This window comes from Streptomyces sp. NBC_00210 (assembly GCF_045160975.1).
Lineage (GTDB): Bacteria > Actinomycetota > Actinomycetes > Streptomycetales > Streptomycetaceae > Streptomyces.
The window spans coordinates 7,382,726-7,400,995 of sequence record NZ_CP108120.1 but is presented as its reverse complement, the minus strand read 5'-3'; the positions used below and the strand labels follow the sequence as shown (position 1 = coordinate 7,400,995).

Here is an 18,270-nt window from a genome sequence, read left to right as displayed (position 1 = left end):
GAAGGGCAGCCCGCGCTAAGCGGCAGGCGGCGGAAGTACGGTCAAATGCATGATCGCCACCCTAAGGGGCGACTTGCGGCGCCGACAACTCTTCCTCGGGGGGCGCACCCTCATACGCACCGGGCCCGCCCCCCGCCACCGGCCCCGACGCCGCCTTCGGCGCCTGTGACTGCGCGATGAACGCCCCCACCAGCACCACCGCACCGCCCAGAATCTGCGGCGCCGACAGATGCTCCCGCAGCAGCACCCACGCCAGCACCGTCGCGATCACCGCCTCCAGGCACGCGACCACACCTGCCACCTGCGGCGAGAGCCTGCGCACCGAGACGACTCCGGTGACATACGCGAGCACCGTGGCGATCAGCACGATCCAGCCGAGCAGCAGCGCCGCCGGCACCTGGGTGCCGCCCATGTCCGCGCTCCCGGCGAGCAGCGAGAAGTCCATGCCCCACGGTCGCGCCACCAGCGTCAGCACCACCGCGCCGATGAGCAGTCCGTACGCGATCACGCCCAGCGGATCCGCCGCGTCGTCGCCGTCACCGCCGTGGTCGGACAGCACGAAGTAGCCCACCTGGCAGCAGGCCGCGGCGAGCGCGAGCAGCACGCCGAAGGCGTCGAAGCCGAGCCCCGACCACACCTCGACGACGCATGCGAGACCGGCGACCGCGAGTACCACTCCGAGGGCCGCGGCACGGGTGACCGGCCTGCGCTGGACAAAGCGGACCCAGCCGAGCACCAGCGCGGGGGCGAGATATTCGATGAGCAGCGCGACGCCGACGGGTATCCGGGAGATCGCCGCGAAGTAGCAGGCCTGTACACCCGCGACGGCGAGCAGTCCGAAGCCGGCGAGCAGCGCGGGCCTGCGGAGAACCAGGTCACGGTGGCGCCAGGCCACGGGCAGCATGACGAGCGCGGAGCCCGCCACGCGCAGCCAGACCACATGCAAGGGGTCGAGACCCGCTTCGATCAGCGGCTTGGCCGCCACCCCTGACCCACCGAATGCGAAGGCCGAGCCCAGGGCGAGTCCCAGGCCGGCGCTCCTTCCCTGAGACGCGTGCATCGGCACATCATGTCAGCGCCAGTCAGGACCGTCACCCCTGTGACACATGTCGAGACGACGCGGCCAGCCGCTCGGTCAGCAGTTCCGCGTCAACTCCCGCCCGCCCGAGGACCTCCACGGCCCGGCATGCGCGGTCCGCGGCGATACAGGCGAGCAGATCGACGCCACCGGCTCGGTGGTCGCCGCGCAGCCCGGCGCGCCCGATGGCCCCCTGCAACGCGATGACCGCCGACGGCGACCACCCCGACATATCCGCATGGCTGCCACGTACGACGGCGCCACGTACGAGAGGAACCGCGCCGGAGTCCTCCACCGAGCCCTGCCAGCGCAGCCCGTATCCGATGCTGCGCTGTACGAGATAGCCGAGCACCCGCGCCACCTGCGCCACGTCGCCGAGCGCGGTCCGCACCTCGGAGTCCGTCTCGATCAGCGAGTGCAGCAGATGTGCGGTGTCGATCTGGCGGTCACCGTCGCGCAGCGCCCTTCTGCGCGCAGCCGAGACCACCGACCCCAGCTCCACGGTGAGTCTGGCGTCGATCTCCGTACGGGTTACGGGCTGCCCAGGCACCCGCGGGGTAGGGCTCTGCACGTCTTCCACCACATCAGCTTCCGCAGGCCCGGGCGTCCCCGCCGGGGCCCATTTGCACCTCCCACGGAGGTTGCGCACGCGCGACCGGTTTCTCCTCCTTACGGATGAGATCGGGACTCTCCGAGTAGACCTGACTGTTCATCAGTATTGAATGTTCGCGCAGGCACGGCTACGTTCCGCGACACCGAGACCCGACATGAAGGGGTGGTCGTATGGCCGAAGTCAGTGCCGAGGCCCGTATCGAGGCGCCGGCCGAGAAGGTCTGGGCCCAGCTGACGGACTTCACCAGCTACGGCCAGTGGAACGCCACCCACACCAGTTTCCCCAAGGGCGGACCGGCGACGCTGGAGCTGGGGGCCACCTATGAGGAGAACATGAAGCTCATGGGCTTCCCCGCCGAAGTGGCCTGGACCGTGGACGAGTTCGAGTCGGGCCGGGTGCTGGGGATCAAGGGCAAGGGGCCGATGGGCGTCAGCGTCGGCAACCGCTACACCCTCACCCCGGACGGGGACGGCACGAAGGTGCGCATCGACGGGGAGTTCACCGGCGCCGCGGTGTCACTGATGGCCGGAAAGCTCAAGGACTCGGCGACTGCCGCGCTCAATGAGTCGCTGCGCAAGCTGGGCGGCCTCGTCGCCTGACACCGGAGATACGAGGAAGGGCCCCGCGCACCTGCACGGGACCCTTCTCGCGCACGACTCAGTGTCGACAGCGTTCGTCGGCTCAGTGTTCGTCCGCTCAGTGTTCGTCGGCGAGGATCAGATAGAGCTTCTTACGGGCTTCGTTGATCACGGCGACGGCCTTCTGCCGCTGCTCGGCGCTGCCGGTCTTCCAGACCTGGCCGAAGGCTTCCATCAGACCGAAGCCGGCCTGCCGGATCTCATTGACCGTGTCCCAGTCGACTCCGCGCCCGGCCTCTTCCCACGGGGCCTCGGGCCCCGATTCGGCCTCGGTGCGCCCCGAGTCGGTGAGCGTGAACAGCTTCTTGCCGCCCTCGCTCGCGCTGGTTATCAGACCTTCGTCCTCGAGCAGCTGGAGCGTCGGGTAGACCGAGCCCGGGCTGGGCCGCCAGGCCCCGCCGCTGCGCTCGCCGATCTCCTGGATCATCTCGTAACCGTGCATGGGACGGTCCTTCAGCAGCGCCAGGATCGAGGCGCGCACATCACCGCGCCGCGCCCTTCCCCGACCGCCGCCACGACCGCGTCCGCCACCGAAAGGCCCGCCGAACGGCGGCCCGAAGGGACCGAATGCCCCCCGGCGCCCCTCGAAGTCGCCCCGACCCTGATGGCCGGGTCCGCAGTGCCCATGACCGTGCTCATGCCCCTGTCCATGTGAACGCATCGCTACGCTCCTTCCATCGTTGATCTGTCGCGATGCGTCAACGATATATCGGAACCTGTCGCCTGACAACACTCAATCGGTCCAGCGACCCCGAATTGGCCTTGGCCTGCGGCTTTGCGACACCCCTACGGTCGCTCCATGCGGATTCGAATCGTCGACGCCTTCACCGACCGTCCCTTCAGCGGCAACCCCGCCGGAGTCCTGCTGCTGGACTCCGACCACTTCCCGGACGACTCCTGGCTCCAGCACGTGGCGACGGAGGTGAACCACGCGGAGACGGCCTTCGCGCACCCGCTCCCCGCCGGCGGCGCGGCGGACTGGGCGCTGCGCTGGTTCACCCCCGCCACCGAGGTCGACATGTGCGGCCACGCCACGCTGGCCACCGCCCATGTCCTGCACACCACCGGCACCGCGAGCGGCGCGGTGCGCTTCACCGCACGCTGCGGCATCCTGACCGCCACCGCCCACGAGGACGGCACGATCACCCTCGACTTCCCGACCTCGCCGCTGACGAAGGTCGAGATCCCGGACGGCGTCGGCGAGGCGCTGGGCGCCGACGTGCTCTCGGCCCACGACACCGGACCGCACATCGGCGATCTTCTGGTCGAGCTCGCCGACGAGAAGGCCGTACGGGAACTGGCTCCGGACATCCGGGCTCTCGTGCAGCACTCCGAGCGCGGCATCATCGCCACGGCCGCCGCCGACAATCCGGACGGCGGCTACGACTTCGTCTCCCGCTGCTTCTTCCCTCGGGTCGGCATCGACGAGGACCCGGTCACCGGCAGCGCTCACACGGCTCTCGCGCCGTTCTGGTCGGCCCGCCTCGGCCGCGCCCAACTGACCGGACTGCAGGCCTCCGCCCGCTCCGGCCTGGTCCGCACCTCCCTGCAGGGCGAGCGCACCCTGCTGACCGGTCACGCCGTCACCGTCATCGACGGCGAGCTGCTGAGCGCACCCTGATCCGCACCCACCAAGGGGCGTACGGCAGCCGCCGTACGCCCCTTCTGTAAGCCCCCCCTGCAGCACGCCTTGCTCATGGCGTGGGCAGCCACCCCACCTTCCCGGCCAGCAGCGCGTAGCCGACGAAAGCCACGATGTCGAGCAGCGCATGCGCCGCCACCAGCGGCCCCACCCGCCCCCACCGCCGGTAGAGCAGCACAAAGACCGCGCCCATCACCATGTTGCCGATGAATCCGCCGATGCCCTGGTAGAGGTGGTACGAACCGCGCAGCACCGAGCTCGCCACCAGCGCCGCCATCGGCGTCCAGCCCAACTGCCCCAGCCTGCGAAGCAGATAGCCGACGACGATCACTTCCTCCACCACGGAGTTCTGGAGCGCCGAGAGGATCAGTACGGGGTACTTCCACCAGACCTCGGGCAGTGCCTCCGGCACCACCGTGAGGTTGAACCCGGAAGCACGCGCCACCAGGTAGAACGCGAGCCCGGCGCCGCCGATGCCTGCCGCGACAAGCGCACCGCGCCCCAGATCACTCCATGGCCGGCTCCGGTCGAAACCGATCGACCGCAGCCCCACACCCTCTCGCAGCAGCAGATGCGCGACGAGCAGGACAGGCACCAGGGCCGTCGCGATGTCGAACAGCTGCCAGGCGAGATCGAGCCAGGGCCGCCCGGGGGCGTACGACCCGTTCAGCGTCGCCGCCTGTTGCTTGAGCCCACCCGGTTTCGTCAGCGACCCGACAAAGCTGATCAGCGCCGACACTGCGCTCGCACCCAGCGAGAGCGCGAGTACGAGCAGTGTCTCGGATCGCAAGATCCTCCGTGACATGCCCTCTTGGGGAAGAGAATCGGCCACGCGTCCCGCCTCCGCCTGCACACCTGCCTCCAGTTGAGTAATCCCGCCTCATCCCCATCCTCGCCCCGCTAGGGTCTCGAATACAGGTGCGAAGATCGCGCGCGACAGGCCGGGGGACCAGCGTCATCGTGATGACGCGGTCCCCTTTTTCCTTGTTCATCGTTCAAGGAGGGGCACCACCGCATGGGACGTCACAGCTTGCCCGACGACGAGGCACCGGACGGCAGCAGGTCCGGTCCTAGGGTGCGCCGCCGCACGGTCGCCGTGGCCACAATGCTCGTACTCGCCGTGGCTGCGGGGACGGGCGTCGCGGCGCAGAGCGGCCTCCTGTCCTTCGCGAAGACCTGCGAGGGCTCGGCCGTACACCTTGACCTCGTCGCCTCCCCCGACATCGCCCCCTCCGTGCGCGAGATAGCCGACCGGGCCCGCAAGGAGCAGATCACCTCCGACGGGCAGTGCATGGACATCCGGGTCACCGCCCGTGAGAACCACCAGGTCGCGCAGGAGCTCGCAGAAGGCCGGGTCAAGCCCGACTACGAGCTGTGGCTGCCCGACTCCGGCGTCTGGGCCGAACAGGTCAAGGCCCTCGGGGACGGAGTGCCCCTGACGCCGGCCGGCAATGTCGCGCTCTCCCCCGTCGTCCTGGCCTCAGTGCACTCGGCGGGTACGACGCTCGGCTGGCCGGAGAAGACATACACCTGGGCACAGTTGGCGGCGGCCGGCGGCGCGCAGGGCACGGTGCGCCTCGGCTCCGCCGACCCCGCGCGCAGCGCGACCGGGCTGCTGGCGCTCGCGAGCATCTCCCAGTCCGTGGCGAAGGAGGGCCCGGACGCCGACACCAAGGTCGCGGCCACCGCCAAGCTGCTCTCGCGGCGGGTCTCCGCGGCGGACTCGCAGGTCGTACGCACCCTCGCGCCGGAAGACCCCTCGAACGGCGATTCACGGCGCAACCAAGCCGCGTTCCTCTCCGAGCAGGCCGCCTTCGCGTACAACTCCGACGCCGACGGCGCGCGCCACCTCGAGCTCTTCTATCCCGAGGACGGCACACCGCAGCTGGACTATCCGTACAACCTGGTCGACGAGAGCGAGCTGAGCACCGACGAGGGGCGGGCCGCCACGCGCTTCCTGGTGCTGCTGGGCGAGCCGGAGTCCCAGCAGACCCTTGCGTCGCACGGCTTCCGCCTGGCCGGCGAGAAGGCCGCGGAGAGTCTCGTACACACGGCGGGCGGCCGCGACCCGCAGCCGTACGCCAATCAGGTGGGCGCCGGTGACCCGTCGTCGGATGCCCTCCAGGAGACGCTCGGTATGTGGACCATCACCGTGCAGAGCGCCCGGCTGACCACGGTCGTCGATGTCTCGGGCTCGATGCAGTCGCCGGTGCCGGGCCGCGAACCCGAGAGCCGGATCGATGTCACCAAGGCCTCGCTGCTCCAGGCGCTCGACCAGTTCACGCCGGAGGACGAGATCGGACTGTGGGAGTTCGCCACCGGCCTCGACGGTGCGCACGACTACCGCAAGCTGGTGGCGACGGCCCGGCTCGGCGCCCCGGTGCAGGACGGCGGCACCCAGCGGGCACGGCTCGCCAAGGCCTTCAAGGCGCTCGCTGCCGTGCCGAACGGTGCGACCGGTCTGTACGACACGACGCTGGCGGCCTACAAGGAAGCACGGGAGACCTTTGTGAAGGGCAAGTTCAACGCCCTGGTCATCCTCACCGACGGCTCCAACCAGGACCAGTTCAGCATCTCGCGCAGTGCGCTGATCTCCCAGCTCAAGGCGCTCTCCGACACGGAGCGCCCGGTGCCGCTGATCGCCATCGCGGTCGGGCCCGACGCCGACCGGGAAGAGGTCGACCAGATCGCCAGGGCGACGGGCGGCGCGGGCTACCAGGTCAGCGACCCCGCAGACATCCAGGCCGTGATCCTGAAGGCGATCATGGCGGTCGGGCAGACAGGAGAGCCCTCCTCTCAGAACTGACACTTAGAACTGACACTCAGAATTGCGATCGGGGACAGCGCCCGAGCCCGGGGCCGCACCCGGGAAGCCGACCGGCCAGGTGTGCACCGGCTCCCCCTGGTGCATCAGCTCGCTGTAGCGCCGGGTGGTGGCTGCCAGGGCGGCCTCCCGTTCCAGACCGGCCTCCTGCGCCCGGTGGAAAGTGTCGGCCTGCCACGAGGCCCCGTTCACCCGCCGTTTGCACCGCTCCTCGATGACGCCGAGGTAGAAATCCCGGTCCGCCGGCTCGACGTGCCATGCGTCGAGCCCCGCCGCGGCCAGCGGCAGCAGTTCGTCCCGTACGAGCTTGACGGCGGGCACCCGCGAGATGCCGCCGGCCCGCCCCGGGCGCGGCCACTGGAGCTCGGCATCGATGCCGTGACGGCACGCGGTGTCGAAGTTGTCGGCCGCGGCCGCGAAGGGCAGCCTGCTCCACACCGGCCTGGCATCTTCGGCGAGAGCGCGCACCAGGCCGTAGTAGAAGGCGGCGTTGGCGACCACATCGGTGACCGTGGGCCCGGCGGGCAGCACGCGGTTCTCCACCCGCAGATGGGGCACGCCGTCGACGACTCCGTACACCGGCCGGTTCCAGCGGTACACGGTGCCGTTGTGCAGAACGAGCTCCTGGAGCCCCGGGACGCCGCCGTCGTCGAGCACCCGCAGCGGGTCCTCCTCCTCGTCGCAGATCGGCAGCAGGGCGGGGAAGTAGCGCAGATTCTCCTCGAACAGGTCGTACGCGGAGTTCACCCACCGCTCGCCGAACCAGGTACGCGGGCGCACGCCCTGTGCCTGGAGCTCGGGCGGCCGGGTGTCGGTGGCCTGCTGGAACAGCGGTGGCCTGGACTCGCGCCAGAGCTCCCTGCCGAACAGGAAGGGCGAGTTGGCGCCGACGGCGACCTGGACGGCGGCCACGGCCTGAGCGGCGTTCCACACATCCGCGAACCTCGCGGGGGTCACCTGGAGGTGCAGCTGCACCGAGGTGCAGGCGGCCTCCGGGACAATCGATGCCGAGGTGCAGGTCAGCCGCTCCACACCGTCGATATCGAGCATGAACTCCTCGCCACGGGCCGCGACAATCTGCTCGTTGAGCAGTACGTACCTGTCGACGTCCGAGAGGTTCGCGGAGACGAGATCATGCTGGGCGAGCGTCGGAAGAATTCCGATCATCACGATCCCCGAGCCGATCTCGGCAGCTTTCCGGTGGGCATATCCGAGTCCGGTGCGCAGCTCCTCTGCCAGCTGGTCGAGAACGCGCCCGCTCAGCCGGTGCGGAACGATATTTACTTCCAGGTTGAACATTCCGAGCTCGGTCTGGAAATCGCGGCTCGCGATACGCTCCAGAACCTCTGCATTCATCATCCGTGGCAGTCCGTCGGCGCCTGCGAGATTCAGCTCGATCTCAAGTCCCATGAGATTCCGGGGCCGGTCGAACCGCTTCTCGGCCAGCAGCCTCCCCAGTCCCGCGAGGCACTGCTGCAACTTCCTCCGGTACTTTTGCCGATCGGACAGGTTGAATCCTCCTGCCACGACCTTCTCCCCCATCGAAGCGTCCCTCCTCGAGTGGGCATCACGCAGCATCGGCCGCTCGCGTCACGGACGATAATGCCCAGACGAGCTGATCTGTAACGCCCCACGGGCGGTCCGCTGCGGGTAGGGTGGTGACATTGGCCTAGTGGCACATTCCCTCGGCATGATGCAGTACGCAGTTACCATTGCCCGATGCCTGGTGAAAAATACCGACACGTTTCAGCCTACCGCGCCTCCGATAAAATCCCAGGCCGGGACCTTGCGGCCATGAAGAAATCGGCAGAAACGCCGCAGCAGAAGGACCTGATACCGCCTTGCCGGAAATACGCACGAGCGCTAGCAGAAACACCGCGAGAACACGTGTCGTATAACCTTTGCTTACGAGGCAGAGAGTTGGCGCCCGGTGGCCTTTCCGGCCCCCTCTGGCCCCCAAACGCTGACAGTGCCGTCCGCACCTCCCCTTGCATCACCGTGTCTCCGAAGTGAGAGGCGACCCATCATGCCGCTGCATGTCCCCCCGGCTCCCGCGCCCGCCCTGCGTTGCGTCCTCGCGGCACTCGGTTCTCCCACGGCCGTCCACGAGGCCGCTACCCCCGCACTCAAGTCCGTCCAGGGACCTCTGAGCGCCGAACTGCCCCTTCCCGTCCATGTACTGGATCAGATCGTGCCGAGCAGCAGTACCCCATACACCCGCCTGACGGGCTGGCGCTTCCTGATCCGCAACAACGACCGCGCCGTGGCCGCGGCGGAGACCGTGCTCACTGCTGACGGCTGGACCTTCTCGCACTTCTTCGAAGGCCCCTACCTCAGCTCCACCGAGCGGGCGCTGCGCCAGGCCGAGTCGATGAGAACCCACTTCCAGCCACGGCTGCTCTCCATCCCCGAGCTCTACATGCTCACCCTCTGGCTGCACGGCGACACGGACGCCGACGCCTCGGCGGGCACCCCCCGGCCGACGGACGTACTGGTGCCGCTCGCGCCCGCGCCGCCGGGCATCGCCGCGCACCGTCCGCACCGGGTCGCCGATCTGCTGCCGGTGATGACCTTGCGACTCACACCTGCCCCGCTGCTCGGCTCACCGGCCTGAAGGAGCGCCCCTCGAACCCTCTTCGCGCCCGCCTCGAGCGCTGCTCGCGCCCCGTGACCCTTTGGTCGCGGGGCGCACTCCTGCCCCAGGTGGACTAGCCCATAACGGTCACTGTGAACCACCCGGAATGACAATGGAGTTGAGCTGAACCGTCCGCGCGGGTGATACGTCATAAACCAGTAAGTAGAGCTGCCGCGAAATCCCTGCGGATTGACGCCCGTGGGGCAACACTGGGATCCGACCAACAGATACGGGGGGCGGCCATGAACACCTCATCGAGCCGCAGGACACTCACTACATCGCAGCGAAAGAACCCACCCATGTGCCAGCACCAGCCTGCCTGCCCGACATCCGACTCACCCGACCGGGAAGCGGCGCGCCTCATGGCGCACCACCCGGAGCAGGGCTGGAGCCTGCTGTGCAACGGTGTCCTGCTCTTCGAGGACACCGGAGAGCTGCTGCCGGACGGGCAGATCATCGCGCCGCACCGGCCGCGCGAGGTGATGACGGCCGCCTAGCGCCGTCACGTACGACAAGGGGCCGGCCCGGAGACTGAATCTCCGCACCGGCCCCGACGCATGCGCGCCGCCCGTCGGTCGACGCCTGTCAGCCGTCGTACTCGTCCATCGGCGGGCAGGAGCAGACGAGGTTACGGTCGCCGAACGCACCGTCGATCCGGCGCACCGGCGGCCAGTACTTGTCCGCGGCGCTCACTCCGGCCGGGAAGACCGCCTCCTCGCGGCTGTACGGGTGAGCCCACTCGCCGCCCAGCGCCGCCGCGGTGTGCGGGGCGTTGCCCAGCGGATTGTCCTGCGCGGGCCACTCGCCGGACGCGACCTTCTCGATCTCGCCGCGGATCGCGATCATCGCGGCACAGAAGCGGTCGATCTCGTTCAGGTCCTCGCTCTCGGTGGGCTCGATCATCAGCGTGCCGGCCACCGGGAAGGACATCGTCGGCGCGTGGAAGCCGTAGTCGATCAGGCGCTTGGCGATGTCGTCGACGCTGACGCCCGTCGCCTTCGAGACCGGCCGCAGATCGACGATGCACTCGTGCGCGACCAGACCGGCCGGGCCGGTGTAGAGCACCGGGTAGTGCGGCTCCAGGCGCTTGGCGATGTAGTTCGCCGCGAGCACGGCGACCTGCGTCGCGCGCTTGAGGCCCTCGCCGCCCATGAGACGTACGTACGCCCAGGAGATCGGCAGGATGCCGGCCGAGCCCCACGGGGCGGCCGAGATCGGTCCCACGCCCGTCTCGGGTCCCGCGGTCGGCTGGAGCGGGTGGTTCGGGAGGTACGGAGCGAGGTGCGCCCGTACGCCCACCGGGCCGACGCCGGGGCCGCCGCCGCCGTGCGGGATGCAGAAGGTCTTGTGCAGATTGAGGTGCGAGACGTCGCCGCCGAACTTGCCGGGCTTGGCGAGACCCACCAGCGCGTTGAGGTTGGCGCCGTCGACGTACACCTGACCGCCGGCGTCGTGCACCTGCGCGCAGATGTCGGCGACATGCTCCTCGAACACACCGTGCGTGGACGGGTAGGTGATCATCAGGACCGAGAGCTCGTCGCGGTACTGCTCGATCTTGGCCCGCAGGTCGTCGGCGTCGACTTCGCCGTCGTCGGCGGTCTTGACCACGACGACCTTCATACCGGCCATCACGGCGCTGGCGGCATTGGTGCCGTGCGCCGAGGACGGGATGAGACAGACGGTGCGCTGGGTGTCGCCGTTGGCGCGGTGGTACGCACGCACGGCGAGCAGGCCCGCGAGCTCGCCCTGCGAACCGGCGTTGGGCTGGATGGACACCGCGTCGTACCCGGTGACCTCGGCCAGGCGCTCCTCCAGCTCATGGATGAGCGTGAGGTACCCGTCGGCCTGCTCGACCGGCGCGAAGGGGTGGATCTGCCCGAACTCCGGCCAGGTGACCGGCTCCATCTCGGTGGTCGCGTTCAGCTTCATCGTGCAGGAGCCGAGCGGGATCATGCCGCGGTCCAGCGCGTAGTCCCGGTCGGCCAGCTTGCGCAGATAGCGCAGCATCGCCGTCTCGGAACGGTGCTGGTGGAAGACCGGATGCGTCAGGTAGTCGTCGGTGCGCAGCAGCGACTCGGGCAGCGAATCCGCGGTCGCCGCGTCCAGCGCCTCGATGTCGCCCTCGACGCCGAAGGCGGCCCATACGGCGGTCAGCTGCGTACGTCCGGTGGTCTCGTCGCAGGCGATGGAGACGGTGTCGGCGTCGACGAGATGGAGGTTGACCCCGCCCACGCGGGCGGCGGCGACGACCTCGGCGGCCTTGGCGGGCACCCGGGCGGTCAGCGTGTCGAAGTACGAACCGTGCACGACCTCCACACCACCGGCCCGCAGGCCCGCGGCGAGCAGCGTCGCGTACCGGTGGGTGCGCTGCGCGATCGAGCGCAGGCCCTCGGGGCCGTGGTAGACGGCGTACATCCCCGCCATGACGGCGAGCAGCACCTGGGCGGTGCAGATGTTGCTGGTCGCCTTCTCCCGGCGGATGTGCTGCTCACGGGTCTGCAGCGCAAGCCGGTACGCCTTGTTGCCGTCGGCGTCGACGGAGACACCCACCAGCCGGCCGGGCAGGCTGCGCGCGAACTTCTCTCGTACGGCCATGTAACCGGCGTGCGGGCCGCCGAAGCCCATCGGGACGCCGAAGCGCTGCGTGGTGCCCACGGCGATGTCGGCACCCAGCTCGCCCGGCGAGGTGAGCAGGGTCAGCGCCAACAGATCGGCGGCCACGGTGACGATCGCGCCGAGCTCGTGCGCCTGCTCGATGAGGGGCTTGATGTCGCGTACGGCACCCGACGCGCCCGGGTACTGGAGCAGCACGCCGAAGACGCCGCGCTCGGCGATCTCGGCCGGGATGCCTTCGCTCAGGTCGGCGGCGACGACCTCGACGCCGGTCGGTTCGGCACGGGTCTCTATCACCGCGATGGTCTGCGGCAGGGCGTCGGCGTCGACCAGGAAGACGCCGTTCTTGACCTTGCCGACCCGGCGGGCGAGCGACATGGCCTCGGCGGCGGCAGTGGCCTCGTCGAGCAGCGAGGCGCCGGAGGTGGGCAGCCCCGTCAGCTCGGCGACCATCGTCTGGAAGTTGAGCAGCGCCTCGAGCCGGCCCTGAGAGATCTCCGGCTGGTAGGGCGTGTACGCGGTGTACCAGGCCGGGTTCTCCATGACGTTGCGCAGGATGACCGGCGGCGTGAAGGTGCCGTAGTAACCGAGGCCGATCATCGGCGCGAGCACCTGGTTGCGGTCTGCAAGAGTGCGCAGCTCGGCGAGGACGTCGGCCTCGGTGCGCGCGTCCGGGAGGTTCAGCGCCTCCGCGCTCTTGATCACATCAGGTACCGCGGCGGCGGTCAGCTCGTCGAGTGAGCCGTACCCGACGTGTGCCAGCATCTTGGCCTGGGACTCGGCGTCGGGCCCGATGTGGCGCTGCTCGAAGGGGGTGCCTCGCTCGAGCTGGGAGAGCGGAATGCGGTTGGCGGTCATTAAGGAGGCCTCCTGGTCTGACGCGACCTACGAGGGGCATCCGGCGCGGATGCCCGGACGGCCTCCCCCTCTGTCATCTCAACCTGAGAGCTTCACCGGCGCGCACGAGGCGCCCCGGCTTTCACCGTCGGTGAGAGCGGATGCCGTCCGACACCCGCTCTGCTTTCCAGAGTGACCTCGTCCGTGCGGTACAGGGGCCTGAGAGATTCCGGGGAGGATTTGCTCCTTCGGCGCCGCCGGTACGTTACCGGTGGACTCTCCCGCACGGGGTCAGCAGCCGCTTGCCAGCGTACCAGCGCGCCCCCTCGTCGATCGCTCAAGTGGCCGACACCACTGATGTGCACTTTTGTAGTATTTAATCAGCAGTTGCGACCAATTGGAGGGACCGTGCAGACCGACATCGATCCGCGCAGCCTGATCGGCCGCAAGGCGTTCGACCGCAACGGCACCAAGATCGGGACTGTGGACGAGGTGTATCTGGACGATGCTACGGGTGTGCCCGAGTGGGCGGCCGTGCGCACCGGCCTGTTCAGCAGGGACGCCTTCGTCCCGCTGGAGCCGAGCAAGGTCGTCGACGACACCCTGCACGTCCCGTACGAGCGCTCGCTGATCAAGGACGCACCGGACTTCGGCGTCGGCCGTCATCTCTCCCCCGAGCAGGAGCTGCAGCTCTACCACCACTACGGCCTCGAGCTCTCCGCGCCGCCCGAGACGCCGGCGCCCTCCTCCGGTCCCGCTCCCCCCTCGGGTTCCCCGCCCTCCTCGACTGACACCTCCTTCGGCCGCGTAGCAGGCCAGGAGGACTGAGCCGGCTCCGGCCCGGACGCGGGCAGCGGCACCAGCGGAAGCGGATCGGACAATTCCAGGTCCGGATCGTCCACCCGGAAGGTGCGCACGCGGCCGGGCGGCGACCCCGGCTCCTCGAACCGCACGGTGACCCGGCCGACGCCGCTGCCCTGCACCCATCCCGCCCCGTACTCGGCGTGCCGTACGTCGTACCCCGCCGCCCAGCGCCGCTCCGCGGGCACCACCGGCTCCGGCTCCGGCCCGGACGCCTTTTCGGCCCCCTGCGCCCCCTGTTCGGCCTCCACCGCCGCTTCTTCGGGTTTGCCCGGTACGGATTCGGCCTGCTCGTCAGCGGCGGCCTGGGCGAACAGATCCTCCTGTGTGTAGTCCGCGAGCCCGCTCACGCCGACCCCGAGCAGCCGCACCCCGCCTGTCGTGTCCACGGCCTCCAGCAGCCGCCCCGCGGCCTCCCGCACCACTGCAGGGTCGTCCGTCGGCCCGCGCAGCGTCTCCGAGCGCGTCAGCGTCGAGAAGTCGTACCTCCGTACCTTCAGCACGATCGTCCGTCCCGAGTGCCCGGACGCCCGCAGCCGCCGCACACAGCGGTCCGCGAGCCGGTCCACCTCGATCCGCACCCGCACCCGGTCGTGCAGATCCACGTCGAAGGTGTCCTCGACCGACACCGACTTGGTGTCCCGCTCGGCCACCACGGGCCGGTCGTCATACCCCCTGGCCATCCGGAACAGCGAGGTCCCGTGCGCCTTGCCCAGCAGCCGTACGAGCTCGTCCTCGCCGGCCTCCGCCAGATCGGCGACCGTGGTCATACCGGCCCGCCGCAGATGCTCCCCCGTCGCCGGCCCGACCCCGGGCAGCGTGCGTACGGACATGGGGCCGAGCAGGTCCCTTTCCGTACCGGGCACTATGAGCACCAGGCCATCGGGTTTCGCCTGCTCGGAAGCGATTTTGGCGAGCATCTTGGATCCCGCGAGACCCACGGAACCGGTCAGCCCGGTGACCGCGCGGATGTCGGCCCGCAGCCGCTCACCGGTCGCACGGGCCGAGAAGGCATCGTCTGCCGCGCCGCCCGCCTCCAGGTCGACAAAGGCCTCGTCCAGGCTCAGCGGCTCCACCAGCGGCGACAGACGCTGCAACAGCCCCATCACCTGCTCGCTCACCGCGCGGTAGATCGAGAAGCGCGGCACCAGATACGCGGCGTTCGGCGCCAGACGTCTGGCCTGTGCCATCGGCATCGCCGAGTGCACCCCGAACCGCCTCGCCTCATACGACGCGGTGGCGACGACTCCGCGCGGCCCGAGCCCGCCGACGACCACCGGCTTTCCGCGCAGACTCGGCTTCGCCGCCTGTTCGGCGGCGGCGAAGAAGGCATCCATGTCCAGATGCAGAATCGTCGGCGCAGTTCTCACAACTTCGATGCTGCCTTACGCCACTGACAACGGCGCCGAGAGCCGACAGCGCTCGCAGCGCTCAGACGGCCCGGTCGCGTCTGCGCCTGGCCAGCTCGTCCGCGGGGTTGTTCCCGACCAGGGTCTCGCCGGTGTCGATCCGCTCGCCGTGCAGCTGCGACAGCGCCGCCTCGACATCCCGCCAGACCACCCCGACGGCGATCCCGAAGACCCCCTGCCCGCCCTGGAGCAGATCGACGACCTCGTCGGGCGACGAACACTCGTAGACCGTCGCGCCGTCGCTCATCAGCGTCATGCGCTCAAGGTCCACGAAGCCCCGCGCCCGCAGATGCTGCACCGCGGCACGAATGTTCTGCAGCGCGACGCCGGTGTCCAGGAAACGCTTGACGATCTTGAGGACAACCACATCGCGGAAGCTGTAGAGCCGCTGGGTTCCCGATCCGTACGCAGGACGCACGCTGGGTTCGACAAGACCCGTGCGCGCCCAGTAGTCGAGCTGCCGATAGGTGATGCCGGCCGCCGCACACGCGGTGGGGCCTCGGTAGCCGATCGTCTCCCTGGTGGAGTCGGCCGCACTCTCGTGAAGCGGATACGGCCCGCTCTCCCCCAGACTCAGTCCGGGGGGACCCCCTGCCGCACCGTCGCCGCTGTTTCTCACGCCGACCTCCGTCCTTGACCTGCCATCTCGACGGTAGGCAGTCACCAGGGGTGCGTCAACGATCGCCACACTCGGCACGCCGAGTGATAATCACCCTGAGAGTGGTTTGCCTTGCCCCCGCTCAGGGAACAGCTAGTCGAATGTGCCCATGCCGCCCGGTCGGGCGGTCACTGACTGTTGGTGCCGAAGTCCTCGGGCGAGATCTGATCGAGGAACTCGCGGAACTTCTCCACCTCGTCCTCCTGCTCGTCCGGGATGGCGATTCCCGCGTCGTCGAGCACACCGTCGCTGCCGTAGATCGGCGTACCAGTGCGCAGGGCAAGCGCTATGGCGTCGGACGGCCTGGCGCTCACCTCGACCCCGCTGGCGAAGACCAGCTCCGCGTAGAAGACGCCTTCGCGCAGGTCAGTGATGCGGACCTCGGTGAGCTCCTGGCCCACGGCCTCCAGCACATCCTTGAAAAGGTCATGTGTCAGCGGTCTGGCCGGTGCCATGCCCTGCTGGGCGAAGGCAATCGCGGTCGCCTCCCCGGGACCGATCCAAATGGGGAGGTACCGATCGCCTCCCACTTCGCGCAGGAGCACGATCGGTTGGTTCGAGGGCATTTCGACCCGGACACCCACAACGTCGAGCTCGTTCACACAGTAACCCTAGGACGTGCCCGACCGGTTTGGGTAGTCGGGCTCCCCCATGATCAGTGCAGACGGACTCCGAGCGCGGTCTGCACAAGGGCCGCATGGAGCCGTACGGACAGTGCTGCGAGCTCCTTCGTGGTGGCCTCGGCATGTGCCCTGGTCTGCGGATTACGGTGCCGTCGCAAGGGAGCGACCAGCTGTTCCACCAGCCCGGCCTCACGGTCTGCGGCGGCTTTCATCGCGCGCAGATGGCGTGGTTCGAGACCGAATCGCCCAAGATCGGCGACAAGTCTGGCCACGGTCACCGACTCCGCGTCGTAACCGCCGTCCTCGTCCTCGGCCAGCAGGCCGTACGACTCCCACTCCTCGAGCTCGGCCTCGCTCACCTCAGCGGCCGCAATCAGCTCCGGCCGGCCCACCCGGGCGGCCGTCGGACGCTCGGCGTCGGACTCGAAAGCGCCCTCGCGCAGTTCCCGCTGGGCGCCCTGCGCAGGCAGCGGCACCTGCTCGCCACGGCTCAGGGCGTCGAGATGCTCACGGATGACTTTCAGCGGAAGATAGTGATCCCGCTGCATACGAAGCACCTGAGCCAGCCGCTCCACGTCCTCGGGGCCGAACTTGCGGTACCCGGACGGCGTGCGCCGGGGCTCGACCAGCCCTTCGGCCTCCAGAAAACGGATCTTGGAGATCGTGACTTCGGGAAACTCGTCACGCAGCTGACTGAGCACCGTGCCGATGCTCATCAGCCTCTCGCCCGCGGTGGCGGTGCCGTGACCGGCACCGCCCGTCGGTGTTCGCAGCATGAACCCTCCCTGGAGGTCCCCCCGGACGGAGTCTGGGGAGGGTCAGATGCCCCGCTGGCTCGCGTAGAAGACCAGCCGGTATTTGCCGATCTGGACCTCGTCACCGTTCGACAGGAGGACCGAGTCGATCCGCTCACGGTTGACGTACGTACCGTTCAGGCTGCCGACGTCCGCGACGCTGAACCGGCCGTCCGCGCCCCTGCGGAACTCCACATGGCGCCGCGAGACGGTCACGTCGTCGAGGAAGATGTCGCTCTGCGGGTGACGGCCGGCCGTGGTCAGGTCGCCGTCCAGCAGGAAGCGGCTGCCCGAGTTCGGACCGCGGCGCACCACCAGGAGTGCCGACCCGAGCGGCAGTGCGTCGACGGCCGCCTGGGCCTCCGGGGAGAGCGACGGAACCTGCGTCTGACCCGTCACCTCCGAGTCGTACGCCTCGAGGCCGGAAATGGAGATCGTCGAGGTCGTCTCCGACGGGCGCTCCGCCGGGACCCCGGCCCGCAGCGGCGCGCCGCAGTTGGAGCAGAACCGGCTGGCCTCGGCGTTGCGGTGCCCGCACCTCGTACAAACCAAGGCCGACATGGACGGATCCTCCTGCTGCGGCTGCCCCGCGTGGGGATTGGTCGCATACGGGTCGGGGCTAAACCCTCCACCCGCACTTGAGGTTGATGGTTCTCCGAAACCTATGCGGCCGGAACCAGCAGGGTCAACAGACGACGCGCCCCGACCGCCCGAATTGTCACCGCCCGGACCAGCGACCTCGTCCCGGAAGAGCGGCCGCTCCGCGCCCTGCTCCTCACTCTGGCCATGGCGCGGAGCGCGATGGCGGGCGTTGCCGCCGTCCTCGCGTGCGCTCTTGCCGAACAACTTCCCAAACAACTTCACGGGCGATTCCCCTTGACCGAAATAGACCCGCCCGTGGGGCAGGACGAACCCTCAATGATCACACCTGCCGACCCGGACATCCTCACAACGTCCGTAACCACCAGACAGTTTCCACCACGCCGCACGCTTGTCATGTGCCGACCCCCCGCAACCTCTTGCCCGGGTCCGCCGTACCCCATGC

The 18,270-nt window shown here is 69.2% G+C and carries 16 protein-coding genes, 1 pseudogene and 1 riboswitch; of the genes and pseudogenes, 6 read left to right on the top strand and 11 right to left on the bottom strand.

All coding sequences use genetic code 11. The features are described 5' to 3' along the window. Positions 1 to 61 precede the first annotated feature (61 nt). The gene (locus OG729_RS33545) at positions 62 to 1,060 is read right to left on the bottom strand and encodes an EamA family transporter (RefSeq protein WP_405809653.1); all 999 of its coding nucleotides are present in this window, start codon (positions 1,058 to 1,060) and stop codon (positions 62 to 64) included. Positions 1,061 to 1,091: 31 nt separating this feature from the next. Then, positions 1,092 to 1,649: a Clp protease N-terminal domain-containing protein gene (locus OG729_RS33540; RefSeq protein ID WP_405811372.1), complete on the bottom strand. Its 558-nt coding sequence runs from the start codon at positions 1,647 to 1,649 to the stop codon at positions 1,092 to 1,094. 212 nt (positions 1,650 to 1,861) lie between these two features. Between OG729_RS33540 and OG729_RS33535 the strand changes: the two genes are divergently transcribed. Continuing rightward, positions 1,862 to 2,290 carry an SRPBCC family protein gene (locus tag OG729_RS33535; RefSeq protein WP_360883254.1) on the top strand — a complete coding sequence of 143 codons (429 nt, stop codon included), beginning with the start codon at positions 1,862 to 1,864 and terminating at the stop codon, positions 2,288 to 2,290. A gap of 97 nt (positions 2,291 to 2,387) precedes the next feature. Here OG729_RS33535 and OG729_RS33530 read toward each other — a convergent pair whose 3' ends face one another. Continuing rightward, entirely contained in the window at positions 2,388 to 2,990 is a 603-nt protein-coding gene (locus OG729_RS33530; protein WP_360883251.1) for a PadR family transcriptional regulator, read from the bottom strand. Positions 2,991 to 3,128: 138 nt separating this feature from the next. On the opposite strand from OG729_RS33530, the gene OG729_RS33525 reads away from it, so the two are divergent. Then, positions 3,129 to 3,950, top strand: coding sequence for a PhzF family phenazine biosynthesis protein (locus OG729_RS33525; RefSeq protein WP_405809651.1), 822 nt, complete (start codon positions 3,129 to 3,131; stop codon positions 3,948 to 3,950). A gap of 73 nt (positions 3,951 to 4,023) precedes the next feature. Here OG729_RS33525 and OG729_RS33520 read toward each other — a convergent pair whose 3' ends face one another. Then, a complete protein-coding gene (locus OG729_RS33520; protein ID WP_360883245.1) occupies positions 4,024 to 4,803 on the bottom strand; it encodes a CPBP family intramembrane glutamic endopeptidase in 780 nt (259 codons plus the stop codon). 183 nt (positions 4,804 to 4,986) lie between these two features. Between OG729_RS33520 and OG729_RS33515 the strand changes: the two genes are divergently transcribed. After that, positions 4,987 to 6,777 (top strand): substrate-binding domain-containing protein, encoded by a 1,791-nt coding sequence (locus OG729_RS33515; protein ID WP_405809650.1) that lies wholly within the window; start codon positions 4,987 to 4,989, stop codon positions 6,775 to 6,777. Between the two features lie 3 nt (positions 6,778 to 6,780). Here the strand turns inward: OG729_RS33515 and OG729_RS33510 are convergent, their stop codons facing one another. Continuing rightward, entirely contained in the window at positions 6,781 to 8,337 is a 1,557-nt protein-coding gene (locus OG729_RS33510; protein ID WP_405809648.1) for a glutamate-cysteine ligase family protein, read from the bottom strand. A gap of 484 nt (positions 8,338 to 8,821) precedes the next feature. On the opposite strand from OG729_RS33510, the gene OG729_RS33505 reads away from it, so the two are divergent. Then, positions 8,822 to 9,409, top strand: coding sequence for a hypothetical protein (locus OG729_RS33505; RefSeq protein ID WP_360883236.1), 588 nt, complete (start codon positions 8,822 to 8,824; stop codon positions 9,407 to 9,409). A 320-nt stretch (positions 9,410 to 9,729) separates the two neighbouring features. Continuing rightward, the gene (locus OG729_RS33500) at positions 9,730 to 9,927 is read left to right on the top strand and encodes a DUF5999 family protein (RefSeq protein WP_360883233.1); all 198 of its coding nucleotides are present in this window, start codon (positions 9,730 to 9,732) and stop codon (positions 9,925 to 9,927) included. Positions 9,928 to 10,015: 88 nt separating this feature from the next. On the opposite strand, the gene gcvP is transcribed toward OG729_RS33500, so the two are convergent. Continuing rightward, complete coding sequence (gcvP, locus tag OG729_RS33495) at positions 10,016 to 12,901, bottom strand: aminomethyl-transferring glycine dehydrogenase (RefSeq protein WP_405809647.1); 2,886 nt, start codon at positions 12,899 to 12,901, stop codon at positions 10,016 to 10,018. Between the two features lie 176 nt (positions 12,902 to 13,077). Continuing rightward, positions 13,078 to 13,174, bottom strand: a riboswitch (glycine riboswitch). 114 nt (positions 13,175 to 13,288) lie between these two features. On the opposite strand from gcvP, the gene OG729_RS33490 reads away from it, so the two are divergent. After that, complete coding sequence (locus OG729_RS33490; protein ID WP_360883228.1) at positions 13,289 to 13,708, top strand: PRC-barrel domain-containing protein; 420 nt, start codon at positions 13,289 to 13,291, stop codon at positions 13,706 to 13,708. On the opposite strand, the pseudogene OG729_RS33485 reads toward OG729_RS33490, so the two are convergent. The 5 genes and pseudogenes from OG729_RS33485 to OG729_RS33465 all read right to left on the bottom strand — a co-directional run. Continuing rightward, positions 13,591 to 15,111: pseudogene (locus OG729_RS33485) on the bottom strand (DNA polymerase IV); the annotation flags it as partial. The gene OG729_RS33490 and the pseudogene OG729_RS33485 sit on opposite strands and share 118 nt — an antisense overlap. A gap of 61 nt (positions 15,112 to 15,172) precedes the next feature. Next, complete coding sequence (locus OG729_RS33480; protein ID WP_405809645.1) at positions 15,173 to 15,769, bottom strand: MerR family transcriptional regulator; 597 nt, start codon at positions 15,767 to 15,769, stop codon at positions 15,173 to 15,175. 167 nt (positions 15,770 to 15,936) lie between these two features. Beyond that, a complete protein-coding gene (locus tag OG729_RS33475; RefSeq protein ID WP_006123076.1) occupies positions 15,937 to 16,410 on the bottom strand; it encodes a bifunctional nuclease family protein in 474 nt (157 codons plus the stop codon). A gap of 53 nt (positions 16,411 to 16,463) precedes the next feature. Next, the gene (locus tag OG729_RS33470; protein WP_405809643.1) at positions 16,464 to 17,207 is read right to left on the bottom strand and encodes a MerR family transcriptional regulator; all 744 of its coding nucleotides are present in this window, start codon (positions 17,205 to 17,207) and stop codon (positions 16,464 to 16,466) included. Positions 17,208 to 17,249: 42 nt separating this feature from the next. Further along, positions 17,250 to 18,131, bottom strand: a complete 882-nt coding sequence (locus OG729_RS33465; protein ID WP_360883324.1) for an FHA domain-containing protein — start codon at positions 18,129 to 18,131, stop codon at positions 17,250 to 17,252. Positions 18,132 to 18,270 lie beyond the last annotated feature (139 nt).